Origin of the sequence: Tenggerimyces flavus (assembly GCF_016907715.1) — a bacterium.
Classification (GTDB): Bacteria; Actinomycetota; Actinomycetes; order Propionibacteriales; family Actinopolymorphaceae; genus Tenggerimyces; species Tenggerimyces flavus.
Window position 1 is genome coordinate 1,296,720 of record NZ_JAFBCM010000001.1, and the last position, 15,683, is coordinate 1,312,402.

At 71.1% G+C, this 15,683-nt stretch carries 10 protein-coding genes; 7 read left to right on the forward strand and 3 right to left on the reverse strand.

The window, feature by feature from the left end; translation table 11 throughout:
- Positions 1 to 29 precede the first annotated feature (29 nt).
- The 3 genes from JOD67_RS06100 (at position 30) to JOD67_RS06110 (ending at position 4,493) form a co-directional block, all read left to right on the forward strand.
- A complete protein-coding gene (locus JOD67_RS06100) occupies positions 30 to 2,792 on the forward strand; it encodes an alkaline phosphatase D family protein (protein ID WP_205116118.1) in 2,763 nt (920 codons plus the stop codon).
- A gap of 68 nt (positions 2,793 to 2,860) precedes the next feature.
- On the forward strand, positions 2,861 to 4,036 hold the full coding sequence (locus JOD67_RS06105; protein ID WP_205116120.1) for an MFS transporter: 1,176 nt from the start codon (positions 2,861 to 2,863) through the stop codon (positions 4,034 to 4,036).
- 34 nt (positions 4,037 to 4,070) lie between these two features.
- Positions 4,071 to 4,493 carry a DUF4446 family protein gene (locus JOD67_RS06110; RefSeq protein WP_205116123.1) on the forward strand — a complete coding sequence of 141 codons (423 nt, stop codon included), beginning with the start codon at positions 4,071 to 4,073 and terminating at the stop codon, positions 4,491 to 4,493.
- Here JOD67_RS06110 and JOD67_RS06115 read toward each other — a convergent pair.
- Positions 4,471 to 5,727 (reverse strand): MFS transporter, encoded by a 1,257-nt coding sequence (locus JOD67_RS06115; RefSeq protein WP_205116125.1) that lies wholly within the window; start codon positions 5,725 to 5,727, stop codon positions 4,471 to 4,473. The two genes, JOD67_RS06110 and JOD67_RS06115, sit on opposite strands and share 23 nt — an antisense overlap.
- Positions 5,728 to 6,306: 579 nt before the next feature.
- On the opposite strand from JOD67_RS06115, the gene JOD67_RS06120 reads away from it, so the two are divergent.
- Complete coding sequence (locus tag JOD67_RS06120; protein ID WP_205116127.1) at positions 6,307 to 9,279, forward strand: sacsin N-terminal ATP-binding-like domain-containing protein; 2,973 nt, start codon at positions 6,307 to 6,309, stop codon at positions 9,277 to 9,279.
- Positions 9,280 to 9,414: 135 nt separating this feature from the next.
- On the opposite strand, the gene JOD67_RS06125 is transcribed toward JOD67_RS06120, so the two are convergent.
- On the reverse strand, positions 9,415 to 11,013 hold the full coding sequence (locus tag JOD67_RS06125; RefSeq protein ID WP_205116128.1) for a bifunctional phosphatase PAP2/diacylglycerol kinase family protein: 1,599 nt from the start codon (positions 11,011 to 11,013) through the stop codon (positions 9,415 to 9,417).
- Positions 11,014 to 11,119: 106 nt separating this feature from the next.
- On the opposite strand from JOD67_RS06125, the gene serS reads away from it, so the two are divergent.
- Entirely contained in the window at positions 11,120 to 12,397 is a 1,278-nt protein-coding gene (gene serS, locus JOD67_RS06130) for a serine--tRNA ligase (protein ID WP_205116129.1), read from the forward strand.
- Positions 12,394 to 13,209 carry an HAD family hydrolase gene (locus JOD67_RS06135; protein WP_307782293.1) on the forward strand — a complete coding sequence of 272 codons (816 nt, stop codon included), beginning with the start codon at positions 12,394 to 12,396 and terminating at the stop codon, positions 13,207 to 13,209. Before serS ends, JOD67_RS06135 begins: the two co-directional genes overlap by 4 nt.
- On the opposite strand, the gene JOD67_RS06140 is transcribed toward JOD67_RS06135, so the two are convergent.
- Positions 13,206 to 13,901, reverse strand: coding sequence for a VOC family protein (locus JOD67_RS06140; protein WP_239553739.1), 696 nt, complete (start codon positions 13,899 to 13,901; stop codon positions 13,206 to 13,208). The two genes, JOD67_RS06135 and JOD67_RS06140, sit on opposite strands and share 4 nt — an antisense overlap.
- Positions 13,902 to 14,127: 226 nt before the next feature.
- On the opposite strand from JOD67_RS06140, the gene metG reads away from it, so the two are divergent.
- A complete protein-coding gene (metG, locus tag JOD67_RS06145) occupies positions 14,128 to 15,678 on the forward strand; it encodes a methionine--tRNA ligase (protein ID WP_205116130.1) in 1,551 nt (516 codons plus the stop codon).
- Positions 15,679 to 15,683 lie beyond the last annotated feature (5 nt).

Below are 15,683 nucleotides of genomic sequence, written 5' to 3' on the forward strand. Positions count from 1 at the left end.
CAACCCGGCGTGGAGGGGAGAGCGTTGTGATGGCGAGGGTGATGACGCTGTGGTTGGTGGCGAGTGTGGTGGTGGCCGGGTCGGTGGTGGCGGTCGGGACGCCCACCTCCTCTGCCAACGAGTCCGCCATCGGAGCCCGGGCCGCGCTGGACGCCTGCGACCCGGTCGACTCCTATCGCCGGGCCTTCGTCTCTGCCCGTAACGCGGGCGGTACCGCTGGAGCCGGAGACCGGTTCGGCGAGGTACTCGCCTCTGGCGACTTCGACGCCGACGGATACGTCGACGCGGTTGTCGGCGCGCCGAACGACGACATCGGCGGTGTCCGTTCCGGCGCGGTGTACGTGTTCCGCGGGTCTGCCGCCGGAACGACCACGGGGGTGCGGATCGGGCAGGCGGCTGGCGGGGGCGCGGACGAGGCCGGCGACGCGTTCGGCGCCGCGCTCGCGGCCGGCGACTACGACGGTGACGGATTCGCCGACCTCGCGGTCGGGGCCCCGGCCGAGGACTTCAACGGTGTCGTCGACACCGGGCTGGTCTTCGTGTTTCGTGGCAGCGCGTCTGGTCTCGGCGTCGGGGGGTACTTCGACCAGTCGTCCGCCGGCGGGCTGAACGAGGGCGGCGACCGCTTCGGCGCCGCGCTCGCCGCGGCCAACGTCACTGGCGACGGGACCGTCGACCTCGCGGTCGGCGTGCCTGGGGAGGCGCCCAACTCCGATGCCGCCGGCGGAGCTGTCGCGGTGCTGCGGGGCTCCGCGACGGGGCTCGGCGCGGGCACGTTCCGTACCCAGGCCGATGCGGCTGGCGCGAGCGAGGCCGGTGACGCGTTCGGTGCCGCGCTGGCGACGGGCGACGTGACGGGCGACGACGTCGTCGACCTCGTCGTCGGCGCACCGAACGAGGCGCCCGGCTCGGCACCCGCTGGTGGGGCGGTGTCGGTTCTACCGGGACCGGGGTTGACCGGCGGATACTGGCGCGAGCAGGGCCAGGCTCAGGGGCTCACCGAAGGTGGCGACCGGTTTGGCGCCGCCGTCGCGGCGGGCGACCTCGACGGCGACGGCGTCGACGAGATCGTCGTCGGCGCGCCGGGCGAGGACCTCTCCGTCACCTCGACCACGACCGCGGCCGACGCGGGCGCGCTCTTCGTTCTCGACCAGACGGGGATCGTCCTCACCGAGTACGCCGGGGGCGACATCCCCGAGGCCTCCGATGCGCTCGGGACGTCGGTCGCCGTGGCGGACCTCGACTCCGACGGGTTCTCCGACGTCGTCGCGGGCGCTCCCGGCGAGGGACCGGACGCGGCGCCGTCGTCCGCGGGCTCCGTGTTCGTCTTCGGTGGTCGCCCCGGCGCGATCGACGCTGGCCGGCGGATGGAACAGGGTCAGCTCCAGGCCGCCAGTGAGTCCGGCGACCGGTTCGGTGCGGCGCTGGCAGTTGGGCGCAGCGCGGCGACCGGCCGTACGGACGTCCTGGTGGGAGCGACCGGTGAGGCGCTCGACGGTTTCCCTGCGGGAGGAGCGCTCGCCGTGGTGAGCGGGCTGGGGGCGAACCTGTCGATCGGCGCGGGGCTCGGCGCGGTGACCGACACGTCCGTACGCGTCTGGGCCCGAGGGACCCACCCGAGCGTGCTCCGCGCGCAGTACCGCGTCGCCGGAACGACCGCGTGGACGACGACGCAGCCCGTCACGTTCGATCCGGCCCTTGACCACACCGCGGTCCTGAGCCTCACCGGCCTCACCGTGCAGACGACGTACGACTACCGACTCGTGACCGGATGCGCGGTCGACCCGCTCACGACGGGCCGGTTCCGAACGTTGCCAGCAGCCGGCACACCCAGCAGGACCCGGTTCGTTTACGGCGCGGACTTCCAGCACCCCAGCGTGTTCCTCGGCAGGTCGTTCAGCGTGCTGGATCACGTAGCCGCCTACGACCCGGACTTCGCCATCTTCGGCGGCGACCAGATGTACGCCGACTTCGGCACGCCGGCGACGACCCTGGCTGGATATCTCGGCAAGTACCGCGAGAACTGGTCCCAGACGCATTTCCGCCGGTTCGTCGGCAACCGTCCGACCTTCGTCATGTGGGACGACCACGAGATCGCCAACGACTGGTCGGCAGGCGCCGCCGCGCCCTATCCCGCGGCACGCGCCGCGTTCGACGCTTACCAACGCGGACACAGCACGACCCCCGTCACGCCGGGGGCGCTGTACTACACGTTCCGCGCTGGCCAAGCGGACTTCTTCGTGCTCGACGTCCGTAGCCACCGCAGTCCCAACGGGGCTGTGGACAACGCCTCCAAGACGATGCTCGGCGCGACGCAGAAAGCCGCTCTGAAGACCTGGCTGTCCCAGTCGACCGGCGCGTTCAAGCTCATCGTCACCGCGGTGCCCTTCAACGAGTTCGGCACCACGGGATCGGACTCGTGGAGCGGCTTCCGGACCGAACGTGCGGAAATCTTCCAGTACATCCGCGACCAAGCGATCCCCGGCGTCGTCCTGGTGGCCGGCGACCAACACTGGTCAGCCGCGGTCCGCATCGACGGCGCAGCCAGCTACCCGCTGTACGAGTTCATGGCGACGCCGATCGCCGCCGGAACCCGCACCCCGCCGACCCCCGGGCCCGGCGTGGAATGGCTGGACAGCCAACTCCGCCGAGCGTTCGGCGTCTTCGACATCGACACGACCGTCACGCCAGCCCAGTTGACCGTGGAGTACCGCTCAGAGACGAACGCGCTCATGTGCCGGATCCGGATCGACGCGACCGGAAGCCTGCTGGCGAAGGAGAGCTGTACCTAGTTGCCCCCCTCCCGTGTCAGGCTTACCCTGACGGAATTGTCAGGATCGACCTGACGCGGGAGGGTGTCGTGCGGCTCGCGAGCTTCCACCGACTCTGGCTGGCGAACGGCATCTCGCTGTTCGGCGACCAGGTGTCGCTGATCGCTCTCCCGCTCGTCGCGGTCGTGACCTTGCAAGCCAGCCCGGCCGAGGTGGGTCTCCTCACCGCCGTCGCCGGCGTGCCCTTGCTTCTCTTCGGCCTCCCGACCGGAGCGTGGGTCGACCGCACCCGCCGCCGGCGCCTCCTGATCGCCGCCGACCTCACCCGCGCCGCCACCCTCGCGGTGATCCCGATCGCCTTCGCCACCGGCACGATCAGCCTCGAGATCCTGCTCGGCGTCGCGTTCGTCGTGGCCTCGATGTCGGTGGTCTTCAACATCGCGATCTCGGCCGTCCTCCCGAGTCTGGTGCCGGCAGAGCGCCTCGTCGCCGCCAACGCACGTCTCACACAGACCCGAGCGGTCATGCAGCTCGCTGGCCCAGGCCTTGGTGGGCTGGTGGTCCAAGTGGTGACCGCGCCGTTCGCGTTGCTGGTCGACGCGGTCTCGTACGTCGGCTCCGCACTGCTCCTCCGCCGGCTCCCTGACGCCCCGATCGCGGGGCGCGATCGCTCCATCCGCGCCGGCCTCGCGCTGGTCTGGCGGGAACCACTGCTGCGGGCCAGCGCGCTGAGCGCGGGAACGTACTCGTTCTTCAACGCAGCGATCCTCGCCCTGCAGGTGCTCTACCTGACCCGCCAGCTCCACCTGACGCCCGCACAGCTCGGGCTGGTCCTCGCCGCCGCGGGGCCGGGCGGCCTCCTCGGCGCGGCTCTCGCGGTCCGGGTGAGCGGCCGGCTCGGGCTCGGACCAACGATGATCGCCGGCCTCGCGATTGCCGGGCTGGGCAACCTGGCACTGCCGCTGGCGCCGATCGCGGTCATCCTCGCCGCGACTTTCGTCAATGGGGCAGCGCAACCGCTCTACAACATCAGCCAGTCCAGCCTGCGGCAGATGCTCGTTCCGTCAAGCCTGCAAGGGCGTGTCACCGCCACGATGACGGTCATCGCTGGGGGAGCGGTGCCACTCGGAGCGCTCGTCGGTGGGCAGGCTGCCGAGCTCGTGGGCGTTCGACCCACGCTGTTCGTCGCCGCCATCGGCACGGTTGCCAGCTGCCTCTGGGCATGGGGCTCACCGATCCGGCGACTACGGAACGGGGTGGAGTGATCACGTAGAGCGCTTGAGGGCCTACGATTCCGGCATGTCCGGAGTGCCGGTCATGGTTCTCGCGTTCGGCGGACTGGCCATAGGGCTGGCCGGTCTGGTCGTCGGCGCCATCGCGCTGGGGCAGGTCAGAAGGCTGCGCCAGGCGGAGATCTCGCATGCTCAGTACGACGCGCGGGCCTTGCAGCGGCTGCATGCGGGGCTGGACGATCTGCGGCTGGGGCTGTCGGAGGCGCTGCGCCACGTCGCTGTCGTGCGGTACGACGCGTTCGGCGACCAAGCGGGCACCACGTCGTGGTCGATGGCCCTGCTCGACGACGCCGGGGATGGCGTGGTCGTGACGACGATCAACGGGCGGGAGTCGGGGCGGGCCTACGCGAAGAACGTGCGGGGTGGGGCGAGTGACGTTCCGCTCTCTCCGGAGGAGAAGGAAGCGCTCAACTACGCGATGGATCGCTAGAGCGCCGCGCGAAGAGCAGCAGCAGGCCGGTGGCGGCGGCGAGGAATCCGGCCGCCACGTTCAAGGTCGCGTAGCCCCAGGTTCCGACGATCAGGCCGGCGCCCGCCGCGCCGAAGGCCGCGGCGCAGCCCACCGCGAGGTCCGAAGCTCCTTGCACGGTTGGCCGATCCTCCAACGGCACCGAGTCGGTCAGCAGCGCGGAGGAGGCGACCATGCAGCACGACCAGCCCAGGCCCAGCAGGAACAGGCCGACCGTGAGGCCGACCGACGGGCCTGCCGGCGCCAGACCCGAGAGCACCACCGACGCCAGCAGGATTGCCGAGCCGAGGCCGATCAGTGGCAGGCGTCCCAGCCGGTCCGCGGCGATGCCCATCAGCGGCGCGAACGCGAACATCCCCACGATGTGCACGCTGATCACGAACCCGATCACCTCGAGCCCCGCGCCGCCGTGGTGGAGGTGCAGCGGCGTCATCACCATGACCGACACCATCACGGTGTGGGCGAGCGCGATCGCCAGCACCGCCACGGTTGCCCGCGGCCGGGACGCGACGACGCGATAGACGTGCCGGATCGATGAGTTCGGGCGGATCCGCGGATCGACCGACGCCACCTGCCGCGCCACCAGGAGCGGGTCCGGACGCAGCCGTACGAGGAACACGATCGCCGCCAGCGTCGCCCCGATGGCCCCGAGTACGAAGGGGCCGACGAACTCCGGCGCGCCCATGCTCATCGTGAGGCGGTCCGCCGGCCCGAGCAGGTTCGGCCCGAGGACGGCACCGACCGTCGACGCCCAGACGACCAGCGACAGCGCGGTGGCCCGTTTGTTCGGGGCCGCGAGGTCGGTCGCGGCGTACCGCGACTGGTTGTTCGCGGCGGTCGCCGACCCGAACAGCGTCGCGCCGAGCAGCAGCAGGACGAACGACGACAGGAACCCGGACAGCACGCACACGACCGCGCCCACCGCGCCGAGCGCGAACCCGAGCGCGAGCCCCGGCCGCCGGCCGCGGGTGGTCATGATGCGCGCGAGCAGGAAGGCGACCACCGCCGAGCCCAGCACCTGCGCGGTCTGGGGGACGCCGGCGAGGTCGGAGGAGCCGAGGATCCGTTCGGCCAGCAGTGTCGCAACCGAGATGCCCACCGACACTCCGGCGCCGCCGAACGCCTGGGCGATGACCAGGGTGACGATCGTTCGGCGCTGCAGTTTGGCGACGTCCAACCCGGCCTCAGTGGTCACTTCCGCACCCTAATGGCGAATGGCCGCTTCCGCGGCAGCGAGTTGAGCGATCCGGCGTTCGCACGGTCGCCGGGCGACCAGGTGACCGGCTGCCGCCGAGCAGGACGCCGATCCCGCCGCCCAGCCCGGTCAGGCCGTGTCTGGCAAAGATCGCCTGGCGCGCGACACCCCCCAGAAGTCAGCAGAGGCCGCCTGGACGCGGTGCACCTCGTCACCCATATAACCAATATGAATTCCTCCTGCACCACGCCCAGCCCGGCGCTATTTGCCAGACACGACCCTAGGCCGATGATCAGCCCCGACAGCGTGGCGGACAGCCCGCGTTCCTGGGTGAGGTAGAACGCGAGCAAGACGACGACGAACCCACCGGCACGGTTCACCAGCTCCGCGGCCCACAGGGACCAGAACTGCCCGGGCAATCCGCCAGCCCGTACGTCGTAGCCATCCCATCGCTGGCCAGCTTGCTGGAACACCTCCGGTCCGGCCACCCATTTGTCGGCCGAGGAGTGATCACTTGCCGTGCGCGGCGCGCGGCTGACCGACCCCTTGCAGATCGGTAGGGCGGCATACTCAGCCCACGTGACCGATGTGTTCGCAACGGCGGCGATCCGAGATCGCGTACTCACCTCCTGGACGGCCTCGCCCGCCCGGTTCCGGGAGGACGCGAACGCCGAGGAAGACCTGGCGCTCGGTGGCTACCGTGACCGGCTGATCGTCGAGCTCGCCCAGAACGCCGCCGACGCGGCCGCCCGGGCCGAGCTGCCCGGCCGGCTGCGGCTCACGCTGCGCGACCAGAGCGAGGAGGGCGCGGTCCTCGTCGCCGCGAACACCGGCGCACCGCTCACCCCCGCCGGCGTCGAGTCGCTGGCCACGCTCCGCGCCTCGGCCAAGCGCGACGACGCCACCACCGCCGTCGGCCGCTTCGGCGTCGGCTTCGCCGCCGTCCTCGCCGTTACCGACGACCCGATCATCCTGTCGAGGAACGGCAGCGTCCGCTTCTCCCGCGAGGACACCGCCGCCCTGGTCGCGGACGTTCCCCAGCTCGCCGAGGAGCTCCGGCGCCGCGACGGACATGTCCCGATCCTCCGCCTGCCGTTCGAGGCCGACGGCGAACCACCGGACGGCTTCGAGACCGCCGTCCTCCTCCCGCTGCGCGACGAGGGCGCGGCCGACCTCGTACGGAGGCTGCTCGCCGAGGTCGACGACACGCTCCTGCTCGCGCTGCCCCAGCTCGAGGCCGTCGAGATCGACATCGACGGCGAGGTCCGCGAGCTCGAGGGCGCGCTCGACCGCTGGCACGTCCAGAGCACCGCCGACGAGTTCACCACCCACGAACGCGAACGCCTCCTCGCCAACCGCCCCACCGAGGAACGGTCCCGCCCGTACTGGTCCGTCCTCTGGGCACTCCCGCACGACGCGACGACGAACGTCCCGCGCACGGTCCACGCGCCGACCCCCACGGACGAGCCGCTCTCGCTCCCCGCGCTGCTGCTCGCCACGTTCCCGCTGGATCCCACCCGCAGGCACGTCGCGGACGGGCCGCTCACCGACCGCCTCGTCGAGGAGGCCGCGACCGCGTACGCCGAGCTGCTCCGCATCCGGGCCAAGGCGGGCGACGACGTCCTCCGGCTCGTACCGACCGGCCTCCCCGCCGGCGCCCTCGACGGGCGGCTCCGCGAAGCGATCCTCGCCCAGCTCCCGACGACGCCGATCCTCAGGGCCGCCGAGGACGACGCCCCGCTGCAACCGCGCGACGCCGTCGTCGTCGACGGAGCAGACCGCGCGCTCGTCGGCATGCTCGCCCACGTCATCGGCGGACTCGTTCGCGCAACCAGGACGGACAAGCCGGCCCTCGACGCCCTCGGCGTACGTCGCCTCCCGCTCGACGAGGTCGTCGACCAGCTCGCCGCCATCGCCGAGTCGCGGCCGCCGAGCTGGTGGCAGGAGACCTACGCCGCCATGGCGGACAGTGTCAACGATCCCTTGACACGGGAATCCCTTGGTGCGTTGCCCGTTCCGCTCGCCGACGGCCGAGTCGTCCGCGGCGCCCGCGGCCTCCTCCTGCCCGGCGCCGACCTGCCGGCCGAGGCACTGTCCACGCTCGGCCCGTACGGCCTCCGCGTCGTCCACCCCGACGCCGCGCACGAGACGCTCGAACGCCTGGGCGCGATCGTCGCGAGCCCCCGCGCCCTCCTCGAGGACGGCGCCCTGCGCGCGGCCGTGGGGGACTCGCCCGACGCCGACGACCCCGAGGCGGTCGCGCACGCCGTGCTCAGCATCGTCGACGCGGCCGTCCGTACGGACTTCCTGCAGCCCGGCGACCTGACCTGGCTCGGCTACCTCGCCCTGCGCGACGCCGCCGGCGACCTCACCCCGGCGAACGCGCTGGTCGTCCCCGGCTCCGAGGCCGAGGCGATCCTCGACCCCGACGAGGTCGCCACCGTCGCCGCGGACCTGGTCGAGCGCTTCGGCCCGGCCGCCATGGAGGCAGCAGGCGTCGCCCGCACGCTCGGCTTGGTGACCGCGGACGACGTCCCGCTCGACGTCCTGCCCGACGACCTCGCCGATCTCGCGGACATCGAGGACTGGGTCGCCGCCGTCGCCGAGCTAGGCGCGATGGCCGGCGAGGTGAGTGCCGTTCGCGACCTCGACTTCGTCTCCGACGACGCCTGGCCGCGCGCCCTGGCGTTGTTCGGCGCCAACCCGACCCTCCGCCGAGCCCTCGTCCAGCCGGTCCGTGTCGTCGGCGCCTCCGGCGAGGTGACAGACGTGCTGTCGTACACCGCCTGGTGGCTGCGCCAGAACGTCACGGTCGCCGGGCACGCCGACCCGGAGGCCGACTCGGTCCTCGTCGAGCTGCTCGAGCCCGCCCCGGACTGGCTCGCCGACCTCGACCCCGAGGTACGGCGAGCGCTCGGCCTGGTCCGGACCGTCGCCGACCTCGACGCAGACGACGCCGCGCGCGTGCTCGACCGGCTCGCCGACCCGGACCGCCCGGTCGAGGCCGCGACCGTCCTCCGGCTGTGGGCCCAGCTCGGCGAGCTCACCGCCGTACCCGACGGCGCGCCGCCCACCGTGCGCGTGCTCGACGCCGACGGCAACACGGTGGTCGTCGACAGCGCCGACGCGGTCGTCGTCGACGCGCCGATGTGGCTGCAACGCACGGACCTCGGCGGCCACATCGTCGCCCTCGGCCGGGCGGCCGACGTGTTGGGCGACCTGCTCGACGTGCCGCTCGCCTCTGAGGTCGCCGCGGGCAAGCTCGCCGACGACGGCGTACCCACACCGGTGCCCGACCTCGTGCGCGCGCTCGCCCCAGGCGTCCCCGACACCTGGTGGGAGCACGAGGAGCTGCTCGTCGACGACGTCGAGGTCGACTGGTGGGTGACCCCCGACGACCGCCCACACGCGGCCACGCCGGAGGGCCTCGCCCGCGCGCTCGCCTGGGCGGCGGACGACTGGCCTGCCCGCCACCTCATCGCGACCGCGTTGGTCGAACCCGACCGCGCCGCCGAGCTCCTCCTCGACGCCGCCTTCGACCCACGCGATTAGCTCTCTGTTGAGTTGTCAAGGTTCCGTTGTGACGCCAGCTTGCGTGATGGGCAAGGGAGAAGCGACCGGCCGAACGGGGTCTGTGGACAACCAAGCGATCGACGAGCCTGTGGACGAAAAGCCGGCCAGCGAGACCTAGGAACGCGGCACGCGCACGAGCAGGACGCCGGGCTCGATCTCGGCGTTGATCTCCTGCCCCGAGGCCACGACGTCGCCGTCGAGTTGCCGTGGGCACGAGTCCACCGCTCGGACCGACACCTGCTTACCCCGCCACGTGCGCAGCCGGTCGTCCTGCGCGGCCGACCGGCGCACCACCCGCCAGGCCAGCGAGGGCCAGTCGGTCAGCCGCCGCGGCGCCACGACCAGCACGTCCAGCATCCCGTCGTCCGGCAGCGCGTCCGGCAGGATCGACAGGCCGCCGTGCAGTGTCCCCACGTTCCCCACCAGAACGGTCCGCGCCCACAGGCGTTCCTCCGGCGCGGAGTCCACCGAGATCGCCACCCGCAGCGCCGGGCCGGACAGGTGCCGCGCGGCCGACACGACGTACGCCGCCCAGCCCACGCGCGCCTTCAGCCGGTCCGGCGCCTCCCCGACGATCAGCGCGTCCAGCCCGAGCCCCGCCATCACCGCGAACCGGTCGTCCGGTAGCGAGTCGCCCCATACCCGTACCAGATCCATCGACCGGTTCGCCCCGTTCAACGCCACCTCGATCGCCGCCCCCAGGTCCAACGGCAGCCCGAGGTTGCGCGCCAGCAGGTTGCCCGTTCCCACCGGCACGACAGCGACCGGCACCCCGGACGAGGCCAGCTCCGAGCACACCACCCGCACGGTCCCGTCCCCACCCGCGGCGATCACCAGGTCGGAACGAGCAGCAAGAGCAGCACGCGCCATCGCGTGCCCCGCATCGGACACCGTCGTCTCGAACCACAAAGGCTGCCGCCACCCGTGCTCGACCGCGATCCGGTTCAAGAGCGAACGGAAGTACGCGAAGTCCTCCAGCTTCGAAGGATTGACCACCACCGCGACCCGTCGCCGGCGTCCACCGGAGCCCACAGCCGGCGGCGGCCGCCCGGTCGTGCGGTTCACGCCGTACGCCAGCATCGTCCCGCCCAGCAAGGCGAAAGCCAGCGACCAGCCCGCCACCACGTCCGACACGTAGTGCGCCGACAGCGCCACCCGGTCGAAACCCACCAGCAGCACGAGGAAAACCGTCCCCGCCCACGCGAGCACCTGGTCGCGTTGCCGGAGTCCGCGCCGCCACACCACCAGCAGCAACGCCCCGACGATCAACGCCGACGCCAAAGCGTGCCCGGACGGGAACGAAAAGCTGTCCCGGAGCATGAACGGATCGGGGATCTCCGGCCGGCCGCGAGCGATCAGCGCCTTGAAGAACAGCTCGATCAGGAAGCCGAGGACGACCGTTCCGGCGAGCCACAAGGCCAACCGCCGCAGTCCCTGCCGGAACAGCAACAGGGCAACGATCAACGCGATCGCCCGCAGGACGTACGGATGGGTGATCCACTCGATCACGATCAGGACGTCGACCAGGGACTGATTCGCGTTGAGGTACGCGGACATCCCGCGGGACACGGCCAGGTCCAGCGAACGCAGGGGACCCCATTCGGCGGTCACGAGGACGAGCAGCAGCCCGAAGCCGCTGACCCCTGCCACCAGCAGGCTGACCGCAGCCCTGCCGGTCCGGTCCGCGTCGCGCGCACCGTTGTACTCGTCCACGAGGCATGTTTACCTGTTATCGGCGATGCGGCGCCGCAACACCCCGCCTGTGTGAGGAAGTCGATACTCGGTGTCAGCTTCGCGCACGGCCGGATACCCTCGGGGCGTGATCGATCCCAAACTGCTCCGTGAAGACCCAGACCGCGTACGGGAAAGCCAGCGGCGCCGTGGATCCTCGGTCGGGCTCGTCGACCAGGTCCTCGCCGCCGACGAGGCACGCCGGTCTTCGATCTCCACGTTCGAGCAGGCGCGATCGGAGCAGAAGGCGCTCGGCAAGCAGATCTCGCGCGCCCAGGGTGAGGAGAAGCAGGCGCTGCTCGTCCGTACGAAGGAGCTCGCGAGCCAGGTCAAGGAGGCCGAGGCCGCGCAGACCGCCGCCGACAGCGCGTACGACGAACTCGTCAAGCAGCTCGACAACCTCGTCGAGCCCGGCGTCCCCGAGGGCGGCGAGGACGACTACGTCGTACTCGAGCACGTCGGCACCCCGCGCGACTTCCAGGCCGAGGGCTTCGAGCCGCGCGACCACGTCGAGCTCGGCAAGATCCTCGGCGCGATCGACCTCGAGCGCGGCGCGAAGGTCTCGGGCAGCCGCTTCTACTTCCTCACCGGCAACGGCGCGCTGCTCGAGCTGGCGCTGCTCAACCTGGCGATGGAGTACGCGACGTCGTACGGCTTCACCCCGATCATCCCGCCCTCGTTGGTGAAACCGCCCGCGATGGAGGGCACCGGCTATCTCGGCCAGGGCTCCGCCGACGACGTCTACCGGCTCGCCAACGACGACCTCTACCTCGTCGGCACCTCCGAGGTGCCGCTCGCCGCGTTCCACGGTGACGAGATCCTCGACGCCGACCAGCTGCCGCGCCGGTACGCCGGGTTCAGCCCGTCCTTCCGCCGCGAGGCGGGCTCGCATGGCAAGGACACCCGCGGCATCTATCGCGTGCACTGGTTCGACAAGGTCGAGATGTTCGTGCTCTGCAAGCCGGAGGACGCGCCCGAGGAGCACCAGAAGCTGCTGGCGTGGGAGAAGGAGTTCTGGGACAAGCTGGAGCTTCCGTACCGCGTGATCGACACGGCCGCCGGAGACCTCGGCGTGAGTGCCGCGCGCAAGTACGACCTCGAGGCGTGGCAGCCGAGTCAGCAGCGCTACCGCGAGATCACCTCGACGTCCAACTGCACCGACTTCCAAGCCCGCCGCCTGGGTATCCGGTACCGCACGGACGACGGGCCGCGGCACGTCGCGACGCTGAACGGCACGCTGGTCGCGATGGCCCGCGCGATCGTGATGGTGCTGGAGAACCACCAACAGGCGGACGGATCGGTCGCTGTGCCCAAGGCGTTGCAACCGTTCCTCGGCGGCCGCGAGCGGCTGGACCCCGTCGGGTGAACGACTGGCGGCCACGGCTTCTCGCGCTGGACATCGACGGGACGCTGTACGACGAGTCGTACGACATCTCGCCACGAGTCGAGGCCGCCGTACGCAAGGTCGCCGACGAGGGTGTGCACATCGTGTTGTCGACCGGCCGCGGGCTGGTCGGCACACGGCCGCTCGCCGAACGGCTGGCGCTCCCCGACCCGTACCTCGTCTGCTCCAACGGCGCGGTCACCGTACGCCTGCATTCCGACGCCGAGCCTGACCAGCAGGTCGAGTTCATCGACGTGGTGACGTTCGACCCCGAGCCCGTCCTGCAGCTGCTCCTCCAGCGGCTGCCGGGCGTGCTCGTGGCGGTCGAGGAGATCGGCATCGGCTACCGCGTGACGGCGCCGTTCCCGCCGAACGAGCTGTCCGGCGACTACCGCGTCGAGCCGATCGAGACACTGATGGCCAAGCCCGTCACGCGCGTGATCCTGCGGCAGCCGTCCAGCGAGGCCGAGGAGTTCCTCGACGTGATCGACCGCGTCGGCCTGCAGGACGTGGCGTACTACATCGGCTACACGGCCTGGCTCGACCTCGCGCCGAAGGGCGTGTCCAAGGCGCACGGGCTCGCGAAGGTCGCCGACCTGCTGGGCGTCTCGTACGAGGACGTGCTCGCGATCGGCGACGGCAACAACGACGTCGAGATGCTCTCCTGGGCGGGCCGCGGCGTCGCGATGGGCAACGCGACCGCCGAGGTCCAGGACTCCGCGGACGACGTCACCGAGACCATCGACGAGGACGGCGTCGCCCTCGAGCTCAGCCGCTGGTTCGACCTCGGTTAACGCGCCTCGGCCGTGCAGACGCAGGCCTTGTTGCCGTCGGAGTCGGCGAGTACGACGAACGAGGGCGCCTCGCTGTCGTCCACGATGACCCCACCCGCCGCGACCGCGGCGGCGATCCGCTGCTCGCGCACCTCCGGCGCCACCCACACGTCGAGGTGGAACCGCTGCCGGGGCGTCTCGTGCGCGTCGGTGTCCTGGAACCACAGGTTCGGCACCCGCCCCAGGACGTCCCGTACGCCGCCGCCGATCGTGCCGTACCCCACCGACGAGGTGCTCCCGGTCAGCAGCGCCGCCCACATCGGCGCGATCGCCGCGGCGTTGGCCGTGTCGAGCGCCAGCTCGATCGTGGTGATCGACCCCGGATCCGCCACGACCCCGAGCTCGGCCGCCACGTCGGTGATCCGGCCCGCGAGGTCGATGTCTCGCTGCGTCACCCATTCGACGACGTGCTCGACGCCCTCGCCGTCGCGGTAGATCGCGTCGGCGCTGATCAGCTTGAGATCGACGTACCCGTCACCCAGCTGCACCTGCGGGTGGTGGCCCAGCTCGTCCCCCGCGGCGGCCACCGCGGTGACGAACCGGACGCCCGCGCCGAAGTCGCTCACCACGTACCGGGCATGGAGTCCCTGCCCGAGCTTCCGCCAGTCCGTCAGCTTGAACGCGGCGATCTTGTCGTCCATCAGCATGTCCATGAACGCGACCATAGACAGGGTTCCGGACGATCGGCGTCCGGGTCCGCGCAGGAAGTCGGTCGCTGGTCCGAACGGGCCTGAGCTATGCTCGACAGCATGAACAGCTTCCGGCATGAGGTCATGATGCGCCCCGCGTAGGGGTGCAACTGGTTCGTGCCAAGGCCCCTCGCGAGAGGGGCCTTCTTGTTTGTCGGGACTCCTTTCGCGAACCACCGAAGGAGAAACGATGAGCAACCACTTCTACGTCACCACGTCGATCCCGTACGTCAACGCCGACCCACACCTCGGCTTCGCGCTCGAGCTCGTGCAGGCGGACGTGCTCGCGCGCCATCGCCGGCTGCGCGGCGACAGCGTGCGCTTCCAGACCGGGACGGACGACAACTCGCTGAAGAACGTGCAGGCCGCCGAGGCCGCCGGCGTGCCCGTACGGGACTTCGTCGACGAGCACGCCGACGCGTTCGAGAACCTGCGAGGCACGCTCGACCTCAGCTACGACGACTTCCTCCGCACCAGCCGAGACCCCCGACATCGCCCGGGGGCCGAACGGCTCTGGCAGGCCTGCGTCGAGGCGGGCGACATCTACCGCAAGGAGTACGAGGGCCTCTACTGCGTGGGCTGCGAGCAGTTCTATCAGCCCGACGAGCTCGTCGAGGGGCGATGTCCCGAGCACGAGACCGAGCCGCAGGTCGTCCGGGAGGAGAACTGGTTCTTCCGCCTCTCGAGGTACGAGGACCAGCTCGCCGCGCTCTACGACGAAGGGCGGATCGTGATCGAGCCTGCAGTCAGGGCGAACGAGGTCCGCGCGTTCATCCGCGGCGGCCTGGAGGACTTCTCCATCTCGCGTTCCGTCCAACGCGCGCACGGCTGGGGAATTCCCGTACCCGGCGACCCGACGCAGGTGATGTACGTCTGGTGGGATGCGCTCGGCAACTACATCACCGCGCCCGGGTACGGGACCGGTGCCTCGAGCTTCGGCACGTGGTGGCGTGGCGACGGCGAACGCAGGCACGTGATCGGGAAGGGCATCGTGCGATTCCACGCGGTGTACTGGCCGGCGATGCTGCTGTCCGCCGGTTTGGCCTTGCCCACAAGGGTTTTCGTGCATGACTACCTCACGGTCAACGGACGCAAGATCGGCAAGTCGCTCGGCAACGCCGTCGCACCCGACGCGATCGCGGCGACGTACGGTACGGATTCCCTGCGTTGGTGGCTGGTCGCGCAGGTACCGAAGGTCGGCGACACCGACTTCACCGAGGAGCGGCTGGTCGGCGCTGTCAACCGCGACTTGGCAGGTGGGGTGGGCAACCTGTCGCAACGCGTGGTCACGATGATCCACCGGTTCCGTCACGGCGTCGTGCCGTCAGCGGCCCCGAGCGAGGCTCTCGCCGAGGCGGCGAACGAGGTGCCCGAACGGATCGACGCGGCGCTCGAGTCGTTCGACCTGCGGCAGGCGGCGAACGCGCTCACCACGCTGATCGCGACGGCGAACCGGTTCATCGAGGAGACCGCGCCCTGGCAGCTTGCCAAGACGGAGAAGGCTGAGGTGGCCGAAAGCGGACGCGCGAGCGCCGAGCTGGACGCCGTTCTGAGCGGTCTCGCGGAGGTCTGCCGGGTGCTGGCGAGCGAGCTGCGGCCGTTCGTACCTGACCTGGCCGAACGCCTCGCCAGGCAGTTCACGCCGGTCGATCCGAGCGGTCAGCTGCCGAAGGCCGAGCCGATCTTCCCGCGGCTGGAACGGCACGAAGGAGCGGAGGCAGCGGAGGCGTTGGAGAAATAGGTCGG